This window comes from Paraburkholderia bengalensis (assembly GCF_037126505.1).
GTDB classification, from domain to species: Bacteria; Pseudomonadota; Gammaproteobacteria; order Burkholderiales; family Burkholderiaceae; genus Paraburkholderia; species Paraburkholderia bengalensis.
Genome location: NZ_JACFYJ010000019.1, coordinates 38,564 through 56,505, shown reverse-complemented (window position 1 = coordinate 56,505; position 17,942 = coordinate 38,564). Strand labels below are relative to the sequence as shown.

The 17,942-nt window shown below is 59.9% G+C and carries 13 protein-coding genes and 2 pseudogenes; all 15 read left to right on the top strand.

Annotated features, from left to right (window positions below; translation table 11 throughout):
• The first annotated feature begins 76 nt into the window (after positions 1-76).
• On the top strand, positions 77-547 hold the full coding sequence (locus H3V53_RS14245; protein ID WP_336598467.1) for an RbsD/FucU family protein: 471 nt from the start codon (positions 77-79) through the stop codon (positions 545-547).
• A gap of 5 nt (positions 548-552) precedes the next feature.
• Positions 553-1,511, top strand: a pseudogene (gene rbsK / locus H3V53_RS14240) (ribokinase).
• 46 nt (positions 1,512-1,557) lie between these two features.
• Complete coding sequence (locus H3V53_RS14235; RefSeq protein WP_054920760.1) at positions 1,558-2,577, top strand: ABC transporter permease subunit; 1,020 nt, start codon at positions 1,558-1,560, stop codon at positions 2,575-2,577.
• A 125-nt stretch (positions 2,578-2,702) separates the two neighbouring features.
• Complete coding sequence (locus tag H3V53_RS14230; protein WP_054920762.1) at positions 2,703-3,707, top strand: substrate-binding domain-containing protein; 1,005 nt, start codon at positions 2,703-2,705, stop codon at positions 3,705-3,707.
• 76 nt (positions 3,708-3,783) lie between these two features.
• On the top strand, positions 3,784-5,316 hold the full coding sequence (locus H3V53_RS14225) for a sugar ABC transporter ATP-binding protein (RefSeq protein WP_336598466.1): 1,533 nt from the start codon (positions 3,784-3,786) through the stop codon (positions 5,314-5,316).
• Position 5,317: 1 nt separating this feature from the next.
• The gene (locus H3V53_RS14220) at positions 5,318-6,364 is read left to right on the top strand and encodes an ABC transporter permease (protein ID WP_336598465.1); all 1,047 of its coding nucleotides are present in this window, start codon (positions 5,318-5,320) and stop codon (positions 6,362-6,364) included.
• Between the two features lie 831 nt (positions 6,365-7,195).
• Entirely contained in the window at positions 7,196-8,452 is a 1,257-nt protein-coding gene (locus H3V53_RS14215) for an MFS transporter (protein ID WP_336598464.1), read from the top strand.
• A gap of 29 nt (positions 8,453-8,481) precedes the next feature.
• A complete protein-coding gene (locus tag H3V53_RS14210) occupies positions 8,482-9,276 on the top strand; it encodes an alpha/beta fold hydrolase (protein WP_054920769.1) in 795 nt (264 codons plus the stop codon).
• Between the two features lie 45 nt (positions 9,277-9,321).
• Positions 9,322-10,086: a dienelactone hydrolase family protein gene (locus tag H3V53_RS14205; protein ID WP_336598463.1), complete on the top strand. Its 765-nt coding sequence runs from the start codon at positions 9,322-9,324 to the stop codon at positions 10,084-10,086.
• Positions 10,087-10,403: 317 nt separating this feature from the next.
• Complete coding sequence (locus H3V53_RS14200) at positions 10,404-11,942, top strand: FAD-dependent monooxygenase (RefSeq protein WP_336598504.1); 1,539 nt, start codon at positions 10,404-10,406, stop codon at positions 11,940-11,942.
• Positions 11,943-11,954: 12 nt separating this feature from the next.
• Complete coding sequence (locus tag H3V53_RS14195) at positions 11,955-13,022, top strand: 3-oxoacyl-[acyl-carrier-protein] synthase III C-terminal domain-containing protein (RefSeq protein ID WP_054920776.1); 1,068 nt, start codon at positions 11,955-11,957, stop codon at positions 13,020-13,022.
• 62 nt (positions 13,023-13,084) lie between these two features.
• Entirely contained in the window at positions 13,085-14,095 is a 1,011-nt protein-coding gene (locus H3V53_RS14190) for an aldo/keto reductase (RefSeq protein ID WP_054920777.1), read from the top strand.
• An 814-nt stretch (positions 14,096-14,909) separates the two neighbouring features.
• Positions 14,910-16,094 (top strand): efflux RND transporter periplasmic adaptor subunit, encoded by a 1,185-nt coding sequence (locus tag H3V53_RS14185; protein ID WP_419539497.1) that lies wholly within the window; start codon positions 14,910-14,912, stop codon positions 16,092-16,094.
• Between the two features lie 15 nt (positions 16,095-16,109).
• Positions 16,110-16,235 (top strand): hypothetical protein, encoded by a 126-nt coding sequence (locus H3V53_RS14180; protein ID WP_336598461.1) that lies wholly within the window; start codon positions 16,110-16,112, stop codon positions 16,233-16,235.
• A pseudogene (locus H3V53_RS14175) lies at positions 16,226-17,932 on the top strand (efflux RND transporter permease subunit); the annotation flags it as partial. The gene H3V53_RS14180 and the pseudogene H3V53_RS14175, both read left to right, overlap by 10 nt.
• Positions 17,933-17,942 lie beyond the last annotated feature (10 nt).

Below are 17,942 nucleotides of genomic sequence, written 5' to 3'. Positions count from 1 at the left end.
TGATCGCCTGATAGAGACTGACCGCCCTGAAAATCAAGGCCAAATAGCGCGCCAACCGAAAAACGGAGGAGACAACGTGCTGAAGAATCTGGACCCGCTGTTGAATGCCGATGTGCTGCACGCGCTGCGCGCGATGGGCCACGGCGACGAAGTCGTGATTTGCGACGCGAACTTTCCGGGCGACTCGGTCGCGCGTGAAAGCGTGACGGGCAAGCTGCTGCGGCTCGACGGGGTCGGTGCGCCGCGCGCGGTTCGCGCGGTGCTGTCGGTGCTGCCGCTCGATACCTTCGTCGATGATCCTGCGCTGCGCATGGAAGTGGTCGGCGAACCCGATACGATTCCCGTCGTGCAGCGCGAAGCGCAAGCCGAAGTGAACGAGGCCGAAGGGCGCGACGTGCCGTTCGTCGGCATCGAACGTTTTGCGTTCTACGCGCGGGCGAAGAAGGCGTACTGCGTGATCGCCACGGGCGAGACGCGCGGCTACGGCTGCTTTGTGTTCAAGAAAGGTGTGCTGCTTGCGCCGGATGCTCCTGCAACGAAGGATTGAACACGATGGCCATGCAACAGAAACAAGGCCGCGTCGTCATTCTCGGCATCTATGTGACCGACCTCACGTTCCGCGCGGACCGCATGCCGCTGATCGGCGAAACGGTCGCGGGCAACGCGTTCAAGATGGGCCCCGGCGGCAAGGGTTCGAACCAGGCGGTCGCGGCCGCGCGCGCAGGCGCCGACGTCGTGTTCTGCACGCGCATCGGCAACGACGCGTTCGGCCAGATCGCACGCTCGACGTGGGACGCTGAAGGCATCACCGCGCGCGCGTCGGTGATCGACGGTGCGTCGACGGGCGCGGCGCATATCTTCGTCGACGACATCACGGGCAAGAACGCGATCATCGTCGCGTCGGGCGCGGCAGGCACGATGAATCCCGGCGACGTCGATGCAATCGAAGCCGACATCGCATCCGCGCGCGTGTTCGTCACGCAACTCGAACAACCGGTTTCCGCCGCGAAACATGGGCTCGAAGTCGCGCGCAAGCATGGCGTGACCACCGTGTTCAATCCCGCGCCGGCATTGCCGCTCGACGACAGCATCTATCCGCTGTGCGACTACATCACGCCGAACGAATCGGAGACGGCCGCGCTGACGGGCGTCGAAGTGAACAACGTCGACGATGCGCGCGCGCCGCCGACGTGCTGCTGAAAAAAGGTGTGCGCAACGTGATCGTGACGCTCGGCGAAGCAGGCGCATTGCTGCATTCGGCTGAACAATCGGTGTTCGTGCCTGCGTTCCAATGCGGGCGCGTCGTCGAGACGGCAGGGGCGGGCGACGGCTTCACGGGCGGCTTCGCGGCGGCGCTCGCGCGCGGCGCGGATGCCGTCGAGGCCCTGCGTTTTGGCTGCGCGCTCGCGGGCATTTCGGTGACGCGCCCCGGCACCGCGCCGTCGATGCCGATGCTGCACGAAGTCAACGAAGTGCTGGCACGCAACGGTCATACGCTTTCAACGCATTGAGCGCGCGGGCCGCTATGCGGCGCGCGGCGAAGGAGTTCGTTTCGACATGAAGTCCTTGCTTTCCTCCGGCCTGTTTCGCGACCGGCAACTGAATTTTCTGCTGGCCGTCAACGTGCTTGTCGTGCTGGTGGCGACATGGGTGTCGCAGGGCCAGTTCGTCTCGCTCGACAACCTGCAGTCGATGGGCGGGCAATTGCCCGAACTCGGGCTGCTCGCGCTCGGCATCATGCTGTCGATGGTGTCGGGCAACGGCGGTATCGATCTGTCGGGCGTCGGGCTCGCAAACCTGTCGGGCATGGTCGCGGCGTTGATCGTGCCCAAGTTCATCAGCGGCGACGATTCGCCCGCGCTCTATACGAGTGTTTTTTGCGCGATCGTCGTCGCAATGGGTTTGATCGGCGGCTTTATCAACGGCGTGGTGATTGCGCGTCTGCGCCTCACGCCGATTCTCTGCACGCTCGGCACGCAACTGCTGTTTACGGGCGCCGCTGTCGTGCTGAGCAACGGCGCTTCCGTGCACGTCGATTATGTCGAGCCGCTGTCCGATATCGGCAACGGTACGTGGTTTCAGGTGCCCGTCTCGTTCGTGATCTTCATCGCCGCCGTGATCGTGCTCGGCTGGGTCCTCAGGCGCAGTCCGTTCGGCTTGCGGTTATATCTGATGGGCACGAATCCGAAGGCCGCGTTTTACACGGGCATTCCGCGCGCGCGGATGCTGATTCTCACCTACACGATGTGCGGCGTGCTCGCGTCGCTCGCGGGGTTGATCAGCGTCACGCATACGTCGAGCGCAAAGTGGGACTACGGCAATTCGTATCTGCTGATCGCCATTCTGATTGCCGTGATGGGTGGCGTGAATCCGGCGGGCGGCTATGGGCGCATCGTTTGCGTGTTTTTCGCGGCGACGGTGCTGCAGTTTCTGTCGAGCCTGTTCAATCTGCTCGGCGTGTCGCAGTTCTTCGGCGATTGCGCGTGGGGATTTCTGCTGCTGCTTTCGCTGGCGTTTGCGGGCGGTGAGCGGGTGCGCGCGATTTTCGGTTTTGCGCAGCCGAACCAGCGGCGTTAGCGCGGCAATAACGGTTTTATCGGCGGTTTGAGCGGATATCGGTGCCCTGGATTTCCGCATGCAGATGAAGGGGCGACAAAACGGAAAGTCATAGCGGAACGACGAAAAGCAAAGGAGACAGACGCATGAAACTGACACGACTGAGTGCTGCAATTGCAGCGGGCGCACTTGCAGTAGGCGTGATCGCTGCCGCGCAGGCCGCGACCAACGAAACGATCGTCACCGTGGTCAAGGTGACGGGCATCAACTGGTTCAACCGGATGGACGAGGGCGTCAAGGAGTTCGCGAAGGACAACCCCGGCGTGCAGGCCTATCAGACGGGGCCGGGCCGCGCCGACGCCGCGCAGCAGCTGAAGATCATCGAAGACCTGATTGCGAAGAAGGTGACGGCGATCGCCGTCGTGCCATACGACCCGCCGACGCTCGAACCCGCGCTGAAGAAGGCGATGGATCGCGGCATCAAGGTCGTCACGCATGAAGCGGACAACGAGAAGAACACGATGGTCGACATCGAAGCGTTCGACAACTCCGCCTACGGTGCGGGCCTGAACGAGCGCCTCGCATCGTGCATGCACGACGACGGCAAGTGGGCCGTGCTGGTCGGCTCGCTCGGCAGCCGCTCGCAGGTGCAATGGGCTGACGGCGGCATCAACAACGCCAAGGCCAAGTACCCGAAGATGAATCTCGTCGAGCCGAAGCTCGAAACGAACAACGACGGCGAGAAGGCGTATGAAGTCGCGAAGGAAGTGCTGCGCAAGCATCCGGACCTGAAGGGCTTCCAGGGCTCGTCTTCGCTGGACGTGATCGGCATTGGCCGCGCCGTCGAGGAAGCCGGCCTGCAGGGCAAGATCTGCGTATACGGCACGGGCCTGCCGACGGAAGCGGGCAAGTTCCTCGAAAGCGGCGCTGTGAACGGCATCGCGTTCTGGGACCCGAAGCTCGCGGGCATCGCGATGAACAAGGTCGCGCAGATGCTGGTGGACGGCAAGACGGTGCAGAACGGGCAGGATCTCGGCATTCCGGGCTACACGAAGGTGACGGTCGAAAAAGGACCGGGCAAGGGCATCATCGTGCGCGGTCAGGGTTGGGTGAACGTCGACAAGACGAACTACAAGCAATACAACTTCTGATCCAGCAACAGCGCGTGCGGACTTTCGAACGAAAGTCCGCACGCGGCGACATTCATCTGGAGCACGGCTTTTCAGCATGAATCAAAACGTTTCCCCCACGCCGTTTTTGCAGGTCGTCGGCGTACACAAGCGGTTCACGGGCGTGCACGCGTTGCGCGGCGTGAGCCTCGCGTTCGAGCGCGGGCAGATCTATCATCTGCTCGGCGAAAACGGCTGCGGCAAGAGCACGCTGATCAAGATCATCTCCGGCGCGCAGCCGCCCGATGAAGGCGAGCTGATCATCGAAGGCGTGAGTCATGCGAAGCTGACGGCGCTCGAATCGCTGGCGGCAGGCATCGAAACGGTCTATCAGGATCTGTCGCTGCTGCCGAACATGAGCGTCGCGGAGAACGTCGCGCTGACGTCGGAGCTTGCCGAACATGGCGGGCGTCTGACGCGCACGTTCGACCGCAAAGCGCTGGCACGCACGGCGGCGAAAGCGCTCGAAGCCGTGGGCCTGCCTGGCGACGCGGAATTTCAGGCGACATTGATCGAACAGTTGCCGCTCGCGACGCGGCAACTCGTGGCGATCGCGCGCGCGATTGCGAGCGAAGCGAAGTTCGTCATCATGGACGAGCCAACCACGTCGCTCACGCAAAAGGAAGTGGATAACCTGATCGCCGTGCTCGGCAATTTGCGCGCGCAGGGCGTGACGGTGCTGTTCGTGAGCCACAAGCTCGACGAATGCTATGCGATCGGCGGCGAAGTGATCGTGCTGCGCGATGGCCAGAAGATGGCGCAAGGGCCCATCGGCGATTACACGAAGGCGCAGATCAGCGAACTGATGACGGGCCGTCATCTGACGAACGAACGTTATCGGGTGGGCGAGATCGGCAAGGAAGTCGTACTCGACGTGCGGGGCTTCACGCGCGGCGCGCAGTTTCGCGACGTGTCGTTCGCGCTGCATCGTGGCGAGATTCTCGGCGTGACAGGGCTGCTCGACTCGGGCCGCAACGAACTGGCGCGCGCGCTCGCGGGCGTTGCACCCGCCGAGAGCGGCAAGGTCACGCTCGAAGGCAAGTCTGTCTCGTTGCGCACGCCGTCGGACGCGAAAGATCATCGCATCGGCTATGTGCCTGAAGACCGCCTGAATGAAGGGCTTTTTCTCGACAAGCCGATTCGCGACAACGTGATCACCGCGATGATTTCGAGTCTGCGCGACCGCTTCGGCCAGATCGACCGCGCGCGCGCGACACAGCTTGCCGAACAGACCGTGAAGGACCTGCAGATTGCGACGCCGGGCGTCGACAAACCGGTGCAGTCGCTGTCGGGCGGCAACCAGCAGCGCGTGCTGATCGGCCGCTGGCTGGCCATCGATCCGCGCGTGCTGATCCTGCACGGGCCGACGGTGGGCGTCGATGTGGGATCGAAGGACATCATCTATCGCATCATGCAGAAGCTGTCGCAGCGAGGCATCGGCATCATCCTGATCAGCGATGACCTGCCCGAACTGCTGCAGAACTGCGATCGCATTCTGATGATGAAGAAGGGTCGCGTGGCGAGCCAGTACCGCGCGGACCAGTTGAACGAAGCGGAGCTGTATCACGCTCTGTTGTCAGAGGCTGCATGACATGTCGTCTATCACGAACCGGACCATGACTACCCCCAACGTCATCGAAATCGCACCCGAGGTCAAGCCGCCGACGTGGCGCGCCAAGCTCTCGCGCAACCCGGAGTGGTTCACGGCGGGGCTGATCGTCGTGATGTGCGTGGTCGTCGGCGCGATCAATCCGCGCTTCTTCCAGCTGGCGACGCTGTTCGATCTGCTGCATTCGGCGACGACGATGTCTCTGTTCGCACTCGGCACGCTGGTGGTGCTGGCGTCGGGCGGCATCGATGTGTCGTTCACGGCGATCGGCGCCTTGACCATGTATGCGATCACGAAGGCCGTGTTCGCATGGTGGCCCGATGCGCCGTTTGCGCTGATCCTGATTGTCGGCGCACTGGGCGGCATCGTGCTCGGCGTGATCAACGGTGTGCTCGTGCATCGGCTGAAGGCGCCATCGCTGATCGTGACGATTGGCACGCAGTATCTGTATCGCGGCATTCTGCTGACGTTCATCGGTACGACGTTCTTCATGAACATACCGCACAGCATGGATCATTTCGGCCGCATTCCGCTGTTCTTCTATCACACGGCCGATGGCTTGCGCGCGGTGTTGCCGGCATCGGTGCTGGCGCTCGTGATTGCGGCTGTCGTCACATGGTGGCTGCTGAACCGCACAATGATGGGACGCGGTGTCTATGCGATGGGCGGCAGTCTCGCGATTGCCGAGCGGCTCGGCTACAACCTGCGCGCGATTCATCTGTTCGTGTTCGGATATACGGGGATGCTGGCGGGTATCGCGGGCATTCTGCATGTGTCGAACAACCGGCTCGCGAATCCGTTCGATCTCGTCGGCACCGAACTCGATGTGATTGCGGCTGTGATTCTGGGCGGCGCGCGCATTACGGGTGGCACCGGCACGGTCGCGGGTACGTTGCTGGGTGTTGTGCTTGTCACGCTGATCAATAGCGTTCTGATTCTTGTCGGTGTGCCGAGTACCTGGCAGAAGGTGATTATCGGGGCGTTCATTCTGATTGCCGGGACGTTGTTCGCTTTGCAGCGGAAGAGTTAGTTGTTGTTGTTGTCGGGTGCTTGCGGTTTGTGCTTGCCCCGGTGGTGGACGCGAACTCGACGCTCGACGAGCGCTGCGCATTGTTCAATGTGAACGTTGCGAACCGCGGTCGCCTGCGCGACGACGACGGGTTGGTGCGCCTGATCTGATGCCTGCTCGTCGCGGGGCTATCGTAAGTCATGCACCGGCACGACGCCGACGGCGAAGTTCCTGAAGCATTGCGTGTCGTTGCTCACGATCGCGCTGTCGTTGTTGCACTCGATGACGATGGCGCACGCCACGCGCAAATCACGATCCCGATCGACAGAACACCGTGCAGTTTCGGCTGCGCGCTTGCATGGTGACGTTGTCCACTATGTGGCCGTCGTATCGCCTTGCTGTACCTGCTCAACGCGATAGCATGCCGACAATGCCTGGACCGGTCTACGCCGCAGCGCCGAGTATGCGATGACCCGCACGTGCCATAAACAACTCAAGATTGAGCACCGGTTGTCGGGCAACGACGACCGATGGAGCGGCCCGGGAGAGCCCCAGGCGATGCGCCGGGCGACGTTTGACCGGCTACGCGTCGCGCTGGCGGACGTCGAAACCCGACGCTGAGTTTCACGCAAACGGGCAGGGTACTTCAAGACTTTCCCCGAAACGCGTGACTTGCACAGCGCGTTCCTTTTGTAGCGACGAGATTGCAAAAGTGTCCGCACGTCTGCGCACCAGCCAATTCGCCTGACTGATCCCCTGTTTCATCCAATCACCGACGCGCGCACTCGGGACAAAAGTTCCATTCAGAACGGAAACCGGGTTCGATTCGTAAGGAATGCGAATGACCCTAGAATGGCGATTCCCGTCACCCTGATCACCGTCTCATTCTCTATCGCTATCCCGGGTGACATCCGACGAGGAGTTTCCATGCGCTTTATCCACCCCATCTTCTTTATCGCGTTGGGTTTATTCGGTCTATGCACGATTGAATTTGGTGTTGTCGGCCTGATGCCCGAAATCATCTCCCGCTTTGGTGTGACCGCGCCCATCGCTGGTCAACTCACCGGGATCTTTGCGCTGGTCGTGGCGGTATGCGGCCCATTGCTCGTACTGCTGTTTTCGCGTTTCAATCGCAAGGGCATGCTTCTGGTGTCGCTTCTGATGTTCACGTTGAGCAGTTTCATTTCCGCGTACGTTACCGACTTCAACGTGCTCCTCATTGTGCGCATGGTTCCGGCGCTCTTCCATCCGGTGTTCTTTTCCCTCGCGTTTGTCTCCGCTGTCGCGCTTTATCCGCCGGAACAGGCCGCGCGCGCATCGTCCCTCGCGTTCCTCGGAACCAGTATTGGCATCGTCCTCGGCGTGCCGATCGTCGCTTGGGTTGGCAGCCACTTTTCCTACGAGTCAGCGTTTCATTTCACTGCGGCGGTGAATCTCCTTGCTCTCCTGGGCATATTCCTTCGCCTGCCGCAAATGTCAAACGTCGGCAACGGTTCGACCCGTCACCAGCTCAGAATCCTGAAAAAGCCCGCGCTGTGGCTGAACATTGGGTCCACCGGACTGATCTTTGCAGGGATGTTTGCCGTGTATAGCTATGCTGCCGAATACCTCAAGACGGTAGGTGGTATGAACGTCGACACCGTCAGCTTCCTTCTGGTGCTGTTCGGTCTCGGCGGCATCGGCGGCAACATGCTGGCCGGACGCCTCATCGGCTATAGCAAGGTCGCGACGGTCATGGCGCACCCCATCGCCATCGCGCTCGGCCTCTTGCTACTGGTTACCTTTAAAACCGAATTCACGCCGATGACGGTCATCATGATTTTCTGGGGCGCGGCGCATACATCGAGTCTTGTGATCACGCAAATCTGGCTGACATCCGAAGCACCGGAAGCACCGGAATTTGCAACGTCACTCTTCGCATCCATCGCCAATCTGGGTGTGGCAGTCGGCTCGTCAATCGGCGGTTGGTTCATCAAGACGTTTGGCATGTCCGCCATGTTCTGGTCAGGATGGCTGCTGCTCGGCGGTGCTCTCGCTCTGATCCTGATCCGGGTCGCAGTGATGAGGCAGACCGTCGGCGTGAAGCCCATGGGGCAAACCGTCGCTTGATTCCGAACAGTCCACTTTCAGAAAGCACAATGGCACATCATCTCTCCCGCGCGATCCTGCGCATGCTCGGGGCCGCGGCGGTCGGTGCGTTCATCATGGCGAGCGGCTCTTCCCTCGCGTATGCCGAAGAAGTCCGCAACGTCGTGCTGGTCCACGGAGCATTCGTCGATGCCAGCATCTGGGATGGCGTCATCCGTCGCCTTCAGAGGGACGGTTACGAAGTGCGCGCGGTCCAACTTCCGTTGACGTCGCTGGCAGAGGATGTCGCTGCTACTCAAGCCGTCCTGCGCCGCGTCGATGGACCTACGGTTCTGGTCGGCTATTCATGGGGCGGCGTGCCGGTCAGCGTAGCGGGCGTCGACTCGAAGGTGAAGGGTCTCGTTTATTTTGCGGCAGTGACCCCAGATCCGGGTCAATCGCTTAAGCAAATGCTCGCACCCTACGCCGAAAAAGCGATGCCAGGCATGGCCGCGGTGCAACGCGATGATGAGGATTTTTTATGGCTGGACCCCGCCCGCTTCGGCTTCGCGCTGGCACACGACGCCCCGCCGGACCTCGTTCGTGTCATGGCGGCAGCGGAAAAACCTACGGCCGAGCGGATTCTCTCGGACAAGCCTGAGCGCGCAGCGTGGCAAAGCAAGCCCACGTGGTATGCCGTCTCGACCGAAGACAAGATCTTCCCTGTTCAGTTGCAGCGCGACCTTGCCCGGAAAATCGGCGCTCGTGTTATCGAGCTCCCCACGGGGCATGCGTCGATTCTTTCCCGGCCAGACGACGCCAGCGCCTTAATCGAAAACGCTGCGCAGACGTTGTCGAAAAGGTAACGATTCCGAGGCAGCGCACTTCTGAAGGTTGAAGAAAACACTTCCATGAACACCCGAATCTACACTCCAAAACCCACGAGTTTTATCTACTCGATCAATGAATCCGATCAGTACTGGGCTCAGCATCATACCGGTGGAGACAACGCAAGAATCGTTCTTCTGCCTGACTGGGAAGGCGCTCACACGGCTTGGGCGCAGCGTATCGCATCGACCTATGCCATGACGTGCCAGGCGGAGGTGATTCTCACCGATCCTTACGGGGTGGATAACGCGTGCCCCTCCTTCGACGCCGCGGCCGTTTTCAATCAGAGATGTCTGAACCATCCCGACCAGGCTCGTATCATGTTGCGCGGAATGGCAAAGGCGCTCTCAAATCAATGGTGTAATGACGGCCCCCTTATCTTCGTGGGGTTTTGCTCCGGCGGTGCCTATTCGTTCGAAGCCGGGCGTGCGGATCTCGGCGCTGATGCGGTCTTCTGTGTCCATGGCAATCCACAAAGTCCAATGCCCCTGCAACATGCCGGCCGCTATCCGGTCTTTTGGGTGGTTCATGGCCACGATGACCCAATCATCACATCCGATCAGATCATGAGCTTTGAAAGCGAGATGCTGCAGGTCAACGCCGTCTGGTCCCTACACGTCATCAGCGGTGCAAAGCACAGTTTCACGCGCTTCGACAGCCGGTTTGAAAACGACGCTGTCGGGTATTCGCAAAGAGCCGAGGTTGAAACCCGGCATCTGGTGCGTTCCCAAATAGCGTCTTTTCACGAGATGCGGGCGTCGAGGATTGAGACGTGCAAAAAAGGGTGAACGCATAACCCGACGAAGCCCTGAGCAAGCCCTATAAGCCCGGTGCGAGTCCTTACTGCCTATTTCCGTGGGTACTGTTACATAAGCGAATTTGTGCGGCGCCTGTAGATCGCAGCCCGGGCCGGGAATAAAGTTCCATCCTGACGGTCGTTTCGCCTCATATTCTGATCCATTCGCCATTGTGAAAACTCCATTCCACGGCCACTAATTTATGCAATTTGTATTCCTTAGTAACCATTGGACTAAACTAAGCCAAAGAGAGAAGAATGGTTTCCATCGTCAGAGAAGTCAGCCAGCCCACGCCGGCGAAAGTATAGATCGTCGGTGCGGGGCCCACGGGTTTGACAGCAGCCGCATTTTTTGCCAGACAGAATGTCGATTTCGATCTGATTGACACGCGTTCGGCACCTGTGGATGAGTCGCGCGCATTGGGTGTACATGCGCGTTCGCTTGAATTCATGTCAATGCTCGGCCTCGACGAAGCGTTCATCGAACAAGGGCACCCTACGCGTTACATGACCTTTCATCGTGGCGAGAAGAAGCTGTTCAAGTTCGATTTCGGCGTGTTGGCGAACGAGACACGCTATCCCTACATGCTGGTTCTGCCGCAATCGCGATCCGAACGCATTCTCGCCGAGCATCTGAAGCAGGTGGGCGCGCGCATCGGCTGGCAATCGAAGCTGCGAAGCTTCAGCCAGGACGACGAAGGAGTCAGCGCAGAGATTGAGGATGCCGACGGCCAGATCACCCGGCGACGGTATAGCTATCTGATCGGTTGCGACGGCGCTGCCAGCCTCGTGCGCAATACGTTGGGCATTTCCTTTGAAGGCGAAACGTACCCGCTACAGTTTCTGCTCAGCGAGGTGAAGATCGACCGCAATGCAATCGACCGCAGTTCGAGCCACGTTTTTATGGGAAAAGAGACGACGGTTGCTGTGATCCCGCAACCGGACGACGTGTACCGCATAGTCGGCCCCGATTTCTCAGTTGGAAAGCAGTCTGAAGAGATCGCAGGAAAAAGGGAACTCGAATTCAATGATTTCGATCGTTTTCTGATCCGCAACGATCTGCTGCAACATGTTCGCTTGCAAAACCCGAGCCGTCTCGTCTCCTATCGAATTCACAAACGCGTTGCGGCCCGCTATAGACAAGGCAGAGTCTTCATTGCGGGCGACGCGGCGCACATCCACTCCCCGGCGGGTGGTCAGGGCATGAACACCGGTTTGAACGACGTGGCAAATCTGACCTGGAAGATCGCGGCGGTGCTTCAAGGTAATGCGGACGTGTCGCTCCTCGACAGCTACGAAGATGAACGCCGTCCGGCCGCGCTTAGTATCGTAACGAATGCTGATGCCGCGATGATGAAAGTGGTGTCTCGCAGCCTCGGAGCGAGGTTCCTCTTCGATTATATTGCGCCGCTTGTCACGCGTTACTACCAACCGTATCGCCTGCTCGCGACCATGGCGCAGTTGTCATGGCACTACCCGCAGCTAAAGGCCGGCCCAGGCAAAGCGGGAGCCAGCGACCCCGCCGTCGGCGCTCGGCTGGCCGATTACCCCTTGCGCGGCGGCGGGCGCGCCAATCAGCGGCTCGGCATAAGCCAATATGTGGCTTTCAGGTCGGGCGACGGTACCCGCACCGATACCGTCGACCACCCGCTCGTGCCGTCGAACGCGCGGCCGGGCAGGGGGATTGCATCGTTCGCGCAACCCGTCACGTTGGGGCCGGCGAAGAAGCCTTTCTCGGGGATCGTGCTCGTTCGGCCCGACGGCTATGTCGCGGCTACGTATGCATCGGAAAGTGAGTTGGACTCGACGCCGGTTCCGCAAGACTTTCCCCATGTGTCCCGGCTTTGAAGGATATCCGCGATGACGATTCTAGGCTTGCCCGGAAGCGCTGGCGAAATGCGCATGAAGCCCGTTTTCCTCAAGGCACTCGCGACGTGCGTCGGACGTCAGCAACTCAGCGTCGACGACGCGATCGCGCAAGGCTTCTATAGCCAGCGCCAAGCCGAACGCGATGGATACAGGATCATCCGTCGCGCCGAAACCGACGTACCTACCATGTCCGAGACGGTGTCGCTGACCGCGCTGGACAATGCGAACTTATCGGGCGATGCGATCAGGCTGTTGACCTTCGTGGCCATTCACGATCATGGTCACCGCCGGCTCTGGCAACCCGCGGCGTTTTTGCAGCATAAGCTTGGCGCGCGTGATTCGGTGGCGTGGTCGATGAGCCACGGCTGCAACGGACTGGCATTGGCTGCGATGCACGCGGCAATGATGTTGCCGGTGACAGGGGGAGCCGCACTCCTGGTTGGTGCGGATCGCTTCGAGGGCAGCGGGTTTGATCGATGGCGGTCGGACCGTGGCCTGGTTTACGGCGACGCGGCTGCTGCAACGATTCTTTCACTCGACGCCGGCTTCGCGGAAATCCTGTACGCCGACGTCGAATTCATTCCCCAACTCGAAGAAATGCACCGTATGTCCGAACCTGACCATGACCGCAAGCACGCGTGGGATATCGCGGGCAGCAAGGACGCTTTTCTCGAGAAAGGGGGCACATCGAGCTTTTTCGACGCGATGGAAGACGGCATCAAGCGCTTGCATCAACGTCTCACGGGCGCACTGGGACGCCTCGGCGTGCAGGGTCGCGCCGTCGTTACACCATTCTCGGGCAGGGGGATCAGCGGCAACACCTACGGACGGTATTTTCACCCACTGGCTGAAGTCAACACCGATGAACTGGCCGCGACCACGGGTCACACGGGTACGGCGGATCAGTTGGTGGGCTTGGCCAGTCTGATCGATAGCGGCACCGTGCAGGCCGGCGAATGCGTCATTCTGATTGGCGCCGGTGCGGGCTTTAGCCTGTCTGCTATGGTCATACGCCTGCTGCGAAAGCCCGACTACGCGATAGCTACGGACATCGACTGATTACGATGTGCCGAGCTGATTTTTCATGTTGTTTTATATATATTAATTAGGAAACCGATATTATGAATCGCCGTCAACTTGGAACATCCGATCTCATGATCTCTCCGCTTGGTCTAGGAACGTGGGCCATTGCCGGTCCTCACTGGACTTTTGGCTGGGGGCCGCAAAAAGACGAAGACAGTATCGCGGCCTTGCGACAAGGGATCGATGGGGGCATAAACTGGATCGACACCGCACCGGTTTATGGTCTGGGTCATGCCGAGAAAGTGATAGGTACTCTTCTCTCACAGATCCCCGGATCGGAGAGGCCGCTTATTTTCAGCAAGTGCAGCGTGCTTTTCAACGAGAAAGGTGAATTCAGTCACTCGCTGTCGCCAACCTCAATCGCCGCCGAAGTCGAGGCGAGCATTAAGCGACTGCGGGTCGAGACCATCGATCTGCTGCAGATCCATTGGCCCTCGTTCCCTCCAGGCGGTCCTGACGAAGGCATCGAAGAAGCGATTGGCACGATGCAGCAGCTCAAGGCAGCCGGCAAAATTCGCGCAATTGGAGTATCGAATTTCAGTACCGAGCAACTCGAACGAGCGCACACAGCCGGCCAGATTGATTCGATACAACCCCCTTACTCACTACTGATGCGCAACGCCGGGCAGACCGTGCTGCCATGGGCAAAGCAACACAGCGTAGGCGCCATCACGTACTCGACCCTGCAATCGGGCCTATTGTCTGGGCGCATGACGCGTGAAAGAATCGCGGCAATGCCTGATAACGACTGGCGCAAAACCATGAGTCCGGAATTCCAGGAGCCGAACCTGAGCCGCAACCTGGCGTTGGTCGAGGTCTTGCGCGGAATCGGCGCGCGCCGGAGGCAGTCGGCGGCGTCGATCGCGATCGCCTGGGTTCTCGAAAACGATGCCGTCACCGGCGCAATTGTCGGTGCCCGCGACGCAAATCAGGCGAAAGAGCTCTTGCCGGCTTTGACGTTCCGTCTAAACGAAGAGGATCTCGCGGAAATCGACGCCGCATTGCCCGAGGCATTGGGATCGGACCTGGCATTTGCTGCGGCGACGTGAAGTCAATCGAGACGGTGAAGCAGCAGCGGGCGCGCAATCTGCCGATCGCATAGATTGCACGATACGATGTGGTCGTGCACGGCCGCATCCCGACGATGAAGACATCCGGCTCGTACGTTACCTTTGCTCACCATCATGCATGCGACCATCGGGATGCCTTTATTCATGATGGTCCAACCCACTTTCCCATGGGGCCGCCTTCAATGATTTATACGCTCTCGTGGATCGTCTTCCCCGGCGTGTGGTGATCAAGCCTCTCTGAACACCCCAAAGAGGCTTTCAAGAAAGCGAAGTTTCATACCGCGCTGGCGGCAGTCCGCTTGCCGCTGAATGTATGCGCTGTATCGCCTTGAGTAGTGCGGATGATGTGCCCACAGCCTGGCCGTCGGCTTGCAAAGGCGTAATAGCCGATTCGCGGGGACCGCCAGCGGCCGGCATATCAGACTCAATGGCTAACTTCTTGAGTGAACGGGTCACTTCGAGAAGCAATCCATTTCGTTGATTAAGAAGGCCGTAGACTCCCTTAATATCTCGCGCTTCCTTTCCAGCGCTGTCACGCGAACTTCGAGTTCACACGTTGAACGGCGAAGTGGATGTGATCCGCCGGAGCATGGCGGTCAGACTCCGCATCCTCTGGACAGCGCTGAACCACGACAAATTTTCCCTTCAAAACGGAATCCAACCCCCTTTTTCAATCGCATCGCTCAGCCGTAGAATTCGATAAAGCCGTCTAGCATTTTACCCAATGCGCTGCTTTGCTTTTGCCGATACGATTGCAATAGAACAAGTTATATATCGATGGAGTCTCCACATTATGCTTTCCATTCGCAAACCGATTTCGGTGTCGTTAGGAATCCTATGTAGTGTCATGGTCGCGTCCGGTATCGCGGTCGTGCAGAAGAACGGCGGGGCCGGCATCAATACCGCCAGAGCGGCTGAAGACCCATCTGGCGCAGCGAAGGTGGATGTCGCTACGGTCATATCTCAGGAGATTACCGAGTGGCAGGATTACTCGGGGCGGCTTGAGGCAGTGGACAAGGTCGATGTCCGGCCACTCGTGCCGGGCGCGATCGTCGCGGTTCACTTCAAGGATGGCGCCACTGTCAGGAAGGGGGAACCGCTTTTCACGATCGATCCGCGCCCCTTTCAGGCCGAGGTCGAGCGTGTCGCCGCGCGGGTCGCCGCGGCGCGAGCGCGAGCCACTTACGCGGCAAACGACGCCGCGCGCGCGGAGCGCCTCCTGACCGACAACGCTATCGCCCGACGCGACTTCGACGAAAAGCAGAACGCGGCACGGGAAGCCAGCGCTAATCTCAAAGCCGAACTCGCGGAACTGGTCAACGCGAGGGTCAGGCTGTCCTACACGAAAATTGTTGCGCCCGTCGCGGGTCGCGTCTCGCAGGCGGAATTGACGGTCGGCAATGTCGTATCGAGCGACGGCGCCGCGCCAGTCCTCACGACAGTGGTGTCCGTTTCCCCCATCTACGCCTCCTTCTCCGTCGACGAGCAGACCTATCTGCATTATCTGAATCGCCATGCGGGCGCTGCCGTGCCTGTTCAAATGGGTCTCGCCGATGAAGATGGCTTCTCGCGCACGGGTTCCATCGCGTCGGTGGACAACCACCTGGATACCCAGTCCGGCACGATTCGCGTGCGTGCCCGTTTCGATAATGCCGATGGCTCGCTCCTGCCTGGCCTCTATGCGCGGGTGAAGGTGGGTAGTGGCGAGTCTCACTCTGCAATGATGGTCAACCCCGCTGCAATCGGCACCGACCAGGCGGTGCAGTATGTCCTCGTCGTCGACAACCAGAACCGCGTGCACTATCGGAAAGTGACGCTGGGCGCGATGCATGCCGGGATGCGGATCATCACCGGTGGCCTTAACCCTGGCGAGCGAATTGTCATCAATGGACTGCAGCGTGTGCGTCCAAACGATATCGTCAACGCCCATCTCGTGGACATGTCCGCGTCCCAGTCGACCGAAAAGCCGGCGGCATAACACGCAAAGGTCATCATGAATATTTCCCGATTCTTTATCGACCGTCCCATCTTCGCGGGTGTGCTGTCGATGGTGATTCTGCTCGCCGGCCTCATTGCGCTCACTAGCTCCAGGATCACGATGCCCCGAAGGACAAGCTGACCCGCGCGATCGACTATGTGTTCGGCCCCTTCTTCGCACTCTTTAACCGGCTGTTCCACCGGAGCTCAGAGTTGTATGGCCAAAGCGTCAGCAAGGTCATCGGCCGTAAGTTCACGATGATGGTGATTTATGGCGTTCTGTTTGCGACCACCGGGCTACTCGCGAAAGTCGTGCCGACCGGGTTCGTGCCCGCGCAGGACAAGGACTATGTGGTCAGCGTCGCTCAGTTGCCCAATGGCGCGTCGATCGATCGTACGGACAGGATCATTCGCCAAATGACCGACATCGCGCGCAAGCAGCCGGGCGTGGAGAACGCTGTCGGATTCCCGGGGCTGTCGGTCAACGGCTTCATGAATTCGTCCAGCTCAGGCGTACTGTTCGTCGTGCTCAAGCCTTCGCGAACCCGCGGCAAAGGCGAATCCGCCGATGAAATCGCCGCCGCGTTGAATGAGAAGTATGCGCAAATCAAAGAGGCGATGATTGCCGTGTTCCCACCGCCACCCGTGATCGGCCTGGGTTCCCTTGGCGGCTTCAAGATGCAGATTGAAGACCGTGGCGAAATGGGATACGAAGCGTTGAATGACGCCACTCAAGCCTTCCTCAAGAAGGCAGCGCAAGCGCCTGAACTCGGCCCGAGCTTCTCAACCTACCAGATCAATGTGCCCCAGCTCGACGTCAAGCTCGACCGCGTGATGGCCAAGCAGATGGGGGTCTCGGTGACCGACGTGTTCGACACCATGCAGATTTATCTTGGTTCGATGTACGTGAACGATTTCAATCTATTTGGTCGCGTTTTCCAGGTTCGTGCGCAAGCCGACGCGCCTTTCCGTGCGACGGCGGCCGACATCGGCCAGTTGAAAACCCGCAATGCGGCGGGGGACATGGTGCCGCTTTCCTCCCTCGTTCACGTGAAGCCGACCTATGGCCCCGAAATGGTCGTGCGCTACAACGGCTATCTCGCCGCAGACATCAATGGCGGCCCGGCTCCCGGCTACTCAACCGGTCAGGCGGAGGCCGCGGTCGAGCGCATTGCCCGGGAAACGCTGCCACGCGGGATGAAGTTCGAATGGACCGATCTGACCTATCAACAGGTGCTCGCAGGAAGTGCTGCCCTTTGGGTGTTCCCGATCAGTCTGCTGCTGGTGTTCCTCGTGCTTGCTGCGATGTACGAGAACCTCGCGCTGCCGCTCGCGGTGATTCTGGGTGTGCCAATGACGCTGTTCTCTGCGCTCGCGGGTGTGTGGATCACGAGGGGCGACAACAACATCTTCACGCAGATCGGGCTGATGGTGCTGGTCGGGTTGTCGGCGAAAAATTCGATTCTGATTGTGGAGTTCGCCCGTGAACTGGAGATGAAAGGTCTCTCGCTCGTTCAGGCGGCGATTGAAGCCAGCCGGCTTCGGCTGCGCCCGATCGTCATGACATCAATCGCTTTCGTCATGGGTGTCGTGCCGCTGATCACCTCGACCGGCGCGGGAGCGGAAATGCGTCGCGCGATGGGCGTTGCAGTGTTCTTCGGAATGCTTGGTGTCACGCTGTTCGGCCTGATGTACACACCGGTGTTCTATGTCGTACTACGCAAGCTCACGGGCGAAAGATTGCCCCAGCGCGAGGTCGTGCGGCAGCGAATGACGAAGCAGGGCGAACCGCGGCCAGCACACGCTTCGCTGACCGATGCGGCATTGACCGAGGATTAAGGAGCGCATG

What these genes read in the sequence shown, in the direction of transcription:
- H3V53_RS14235 (WP_054920760.1), top strand. Translation starts at nt 1,558, where the DNA reads ATGAAGTCCTTGCTTTCCTCCGGCCTGTTTCGCGACCGGCAACTGAAT.
- H3V53_RS14230 (WP_054920762.1), top strand. Translation starts at nt 2,703, where the DNA reads ATGAAACTGACACGACTGAGTGCTGCAATTGCAGCGGGCGCACTTGCA.
- H3V53_RS14225 (WP_336598466.1), top strand. Translation starts at nt 3,784, where the DNA reads ATGAATCAAAACGTTTCCCCCACGCCGTTTTTGCAGGTCGTCGGCGTA.
- H3V53_RS14220 (WP_336598465.1), top strand. Translation starts at nt 5,318, where the DNA reads ATGTCGTCTATCACGAACCGGACCATGACTACCCCCAACGTCATCGAA.
- H3V53_RS14215 (WP_336598464.1), top strand. Translation starts at nt 7,196, where the DNA reads ATGGCGATTCCCGTCACCCTGATCACCGTCTCATTCTCTATCGCTATC.
- H3V53_RS14210 (WP_054920769.1), top strand. Translation starts at nt 8,482, where the DNA reads ATGGCACATCATCTCTCCCGCGCGATCCTGCGCATGCTCGGGGCCGCG.
- H3V53_RS14205 (WP_336598463.1), top strand. Translation starts at nt 9,322, where the DNA reads ATGAACACCCGAATCTACACTCCAAAACCCACGAGTTTTATCTACTCG.
- H3V53_RS14195 (WP_054920776.1), top strand. Translation starts at nt 11,955, where the DNA reads ATGACGATTCTAGGCTTGCCCGGAAGCGCTGGCGAAATGCGCATGAAG.
- H3V53_RS14190 (WP_054920777.1), top strand. Translation starts at nt 13,085, where the DNA reads ATGAATCGCCGTCAACTTGGAACATCCGATCTCATGATCTCTCCGCTT.
- H3V53_RS14185 (WP_419539497.1), top strand. Translation starts at nt 14,910, where the DNA reads ATGCTTTCCATTCGCAAACCGATTTCGGTGTCGTTAGGAATCCTATGT.
- H3V53_RS14180 (WP_336598461.1), top strand. Translation starts at nt 16,110, where the DNA reads ATGAATATTTCCCGATTCTTTATCGACCGTCCCATCTTCGCGGGTGTG.